Source organism: Lactobacillus sp. UMNPBX17 (assembly GCF_002553735.1).
Taxonomy (GTDB): Bacteria; Bacillota; Bacilli; order Lactobacillales; family Lactobacillaceae; genus Lactobacillus; species Lactobacillus gallinarum.
Map to the genome: position 1 here is coordinate 1 of NZ_PCYT01000092.1, position 3,637 is coordinate 3,637.

Consider the following 3,637-nt stretch of genomic DNA (forward strand, 5'->3'; position numbering starts at 1 on the left):
AAAATGTATTCAAATAAAATAAAGTGGATATATTTAACCAATATTTTCTAACATTCTCTAGGTCTTAATTTTCTATAATTGTATTTTTTACGCATTATTCTCTCCAAAAAAAATGAGTCCACACATAATGTGCGAACTCATCATGGTCGGTTTAGTTCTGGTGTCTGCCACCTGCTTGGCCCTTATGTCCAAGATTGAATATCGAGATTAGTTCTGGTTCTCGCAACCTGTTAGGCCCTTACGTCCTATTGAAATATCAGATTGACCATGAGCCGACCGCTCATTAGGAACTTGTCCCTGTGCCATTATTATACAAAATGAGCAAATCTAATACAAGATAATCGATTATTAGATATTAGAACACTCACAAGTATAAGGTAAAAAGGGGCAAATATTATACTTATACCTTTAGATTTTTCAGACAAAAAGGACATTTGAAGTAGAAAATAAAAAGTAGTTACTTTGCAATTAATACATAGTAACTACTTTTTTAATATTCAAATTATAAAACTCTCTTAACAATCGTTGGTGCAAAGTAACTAGTCATTGTCTGCAAGATCGTACCTTGTTCAGGTGTTGCCGCATTGACATATTGATTATTACCAATGTAAATGGCTACGTGATATGGTGCGCTTTCTGAACCCCAGAATAACAAATCTCCTACTTGTAAATTGCTTGCGGAAACAGGTTGACCATTAGCCTGACTCTTTTGGTAAACTGTTTTACCAACTTTGACTTGATCATAAGTCGTGCGAGGCAAGTTCATACCAGCCGCATTCTTAAAGACATATTGCACCAAGCTAGAGCAGTCAAAGCTGTCTGGACCATTAGCGCCCCAGGCATAAGGCTTACCAACTTGTTGCTTAGCTAAAGCAACGATGGCACCGGCCTTACTTGAGGCTTGCGTTGATGCAACCTTCTTGGTAGTTGACTTTTTAGCAGTCTTTTTCACTGCCGCATCAACAATTTGCTTAGCCTTCTTCACCTTAGCGACCTTAGACCTAGTCTTAGTCGACTTCTTGGTACTTTTCTTAGTTACAGTACCCAAAGAAATAACGTTATTAACTTTCGGCGTTGTTTTCTTGCTCGTCTTCTTCTTGGTAGATACGTTGGTTACCTTGTCCTTAGTTTTGGCATTGGTGGAAGCCGGAGTGTCCATCCCGACATCAACGGTGTAACGCGCTTCAATCCATTCACGCGTACCAACCTTATACCAAAGGTTACCTTTCTTATCTACAGCAGTTTCGGCAACGTTCCAAATAGTACCGTCTTTTGCACGGTAACCCATGAACTTACCCTTATTATAATTAGTCCAAATGTTTAAGCCCTTACCGGGTAAATAATTAATCTTTACCCTCTTAATCGCAGTAAAGTTGGCTGCGCGGACAGTTTTCAGCGACGTAATCGCAGAGACACCTGTGACAGTAAGTGCCGCAGCTGCTCCCAACTTAAATAATTTATGTTTAGTCATTCTTCAATCCCCTTAGTAGCAAAACTTACTACTTTATAACTAACGACTTCATTATTGCATTTACGCAGAAAAAGAGCAACTAACAACGATTAGTATTTAATAATGAAAAAAGTGAGCTAATACATAGCCCACTTTCGATTAATAATCTTTTTTATAAAACACGCTTAGCAACACTTGGATAGAAGTAACTACTCAAAGTTTGCTTGATAACGCCTTGACCAGGTGTAGCTGCGTGAATGTATTGATTGTTACCAACGTAAATACCTACGTGATATGGAGCTGAAGCTGAACCCCAGAAAAGCAAATCACCAGGTTGAAGGTTATTCATAGAAACAGTTGAACCTTGCTTAACTTGATCGTAAGTAGTTCTACCCAAGTTCACACCAGCAGCCTTTGAGTAAACGTATGAAGTAAGACCTGAACAGTCAAAACCGTTGGCACCGGTACCGCCCCATACGTAATTCTTACCAAGTTGTGCTTCAGCTAAAGTAACAATAGATGATGCATCTCCAGTTGCTCGAACTGACTTCTTAGCCTTCTTGGAATTAGCTGGCACAGTGTATTGAGCCATGATCCATTGGTCTTCACCAACTTGGTACCAAGTACGACCCTTCTTATCAGTTGCTTGGTTAATAACATTCCAAGTAGTGCCGTGTGGTGCACGTTGACCAGTAAAATGACCATGGTTGTAATTATCCCAGATATTAACACCATAACCTGGAACATAATTGATCTTTACTCTAGTAGTAGCAGCTTGAACATTAGCAGTAGTTGAATCTGGCTTAACAGCACTTACTGTAGCTACACCGGTCAGAGTTAAAGCAGCAGCTGCAGTAACTTTTACAAAATTACTTTTAATATTCATATATTCTCCTATTATGTTTATATCTATATCACAAGTTATTAGATTTTTATATTTTGGTAACGAAAATTTATTTTATCGGAAAATCTTTAAACTTAATTAACTATTCAACAGACTCTATAATAAATACCTTATGTTACATGAATGTTACAAAAGTAATACTAATTTAATAAATATTAAACGGCTTACATTTCTTCAAAAACAGTCAAATGACATAGATGAACCACATAGAACTAAAAATAATTTACTATGTAAAAAAAGAGCTAGGTGAAATTCACCTAACTCCTTTTACTAATAATCTTTAGAAAGACATAACTTTAAATGTAATTAGTCGATAACACGCTTAGCTGATGATGGGAAGAATGATGCTAAGGTTTGAGTCTTAACATTTTGACCAGGAGCTGGAGCGTGAACGAACTTGCCACCGCCAATGTAGATACCTACGTGGTAGTTACCCCAGAATAACAAGTCACCCTTCTTAAGCGTCTTAGTTGAAACTGAAACAGTCTTACCAAGAGTGATTTGACCGTAAGTAGTTCTTGGCAAAGTCTTGTTAATTGCGTTCTTGTAAACGTATGAAGTTAAACCTGAGCAGTCAAATGCGTAAGGGCCCGCTGCGCCCCAAACGTAAGGTTTACCGATTTCCTTCTTAGCAAGCTTAACAATTGCGTTACGCTTCTTAGTAACAGCAGAAGTCTTCTTAACGGTACTTGCAGCTGGAGTTGAAGTTTCGATATCTGACATTGAATTGTCAGTATTTACAGTACTGGTTGAAACTTCGTCAGCGTGAACAGTAGCTGGAACATTAATAGCTGAGATACCTGTAAAGAAAATTGATAAAGCTGCAGTGTATTTAACTAAAGTACGTTTTAAATTCAAAATTAATTGTCTCCCTTAAATTATAGATTTCGTTTATTTAACATTTGTTTCAAATTTGATTGATTTCTTAAATCAGTTGACGGTTAATATGATACCTTCTGAATGTTACATAATTGTTTCAAAAGAACTACCATCACGTTAAGAAACCTTGTATAGTCAACTACCCTAGACTGAAGTCTAGGGCTTAGTGGCTCGTTAGCTTACGCTAACCAGAACACCAACTTTCTTAGATACGGACTTGACTTACCAGCAGTAATCTTTTGACTATTGCCGATAGAGGTCGTCTAATTACCAAAGCCTTTTGAGTCCGCGAGTTGCTAGCGGACTGCAGCCCCGAATAAGGCTGCTTTTTTTATTTTAGGATTTTGCCACTTGCCTAATCCTTTTTCTAAGATGTTCACGGCCGCATTCCAATCACGAATATG

3 protein-coding genes are annotated in these 3,637 nt (G+C 37.6%); all 3 read right to left on the reverse strand.

Annotated elements, in window-relative coordinates; genetic code table 11:
* Positions 1-502 precede the first annotated feature (502 nt).
* On the reverse strand, positions 503-1,471 hold the full coding sequence (locus tag CP368_RS09340) for a C40 family peptidase (protein ID WP_098046023.1): 969 nt from the start codon (positions 1,469-1,471) through the stop codon (positions 503-505).
* A 151-nt stretch (positions 1,472-1,622) separates the two neighbouring features.
* Positions 1,623-2,336 (reverse strand): C40 family peptidase, encoded by a 714-nt coding sequence (locus tag CP368_RS09345; protein WP_098046024.1) that lies wholly within the window; start codon positions 2,334-2,336, stop codon positions 1,623-1,625.
* Between the two features lie 324 nt (positions 2,337-2,660).
* Positions 2,661-3,212, reverse strand: a complete 552-nt coding sequence (locus tag CP368_RS09350) for a C40 family peptidase (protein WP_025006326.1) — start codon at positions 3,210-3,212, stop codon at positions 2,661-2,663.
* Between the last annotated feature and the right edge of the window lie 425 nt (positions 3,213-3,637).

Bases quoted from the DNA above. Each gene is read 5' to 3' on its own strand.
- CP368_RS09345 (WP_098046024.1), bottom strand. From the start codon at position 2,336: ATGAATATTAAAAGTAATTTTGTAAAAGTTACTGCAGCTGCTGCTTTA.
- CP368_RS09340 (WP_098046023.1), bottom strand. From the start codon at position 1,471: ATGACTAAACATAAATTATTTAAGTTGGGAGCAGCTGCGGCACTTACT.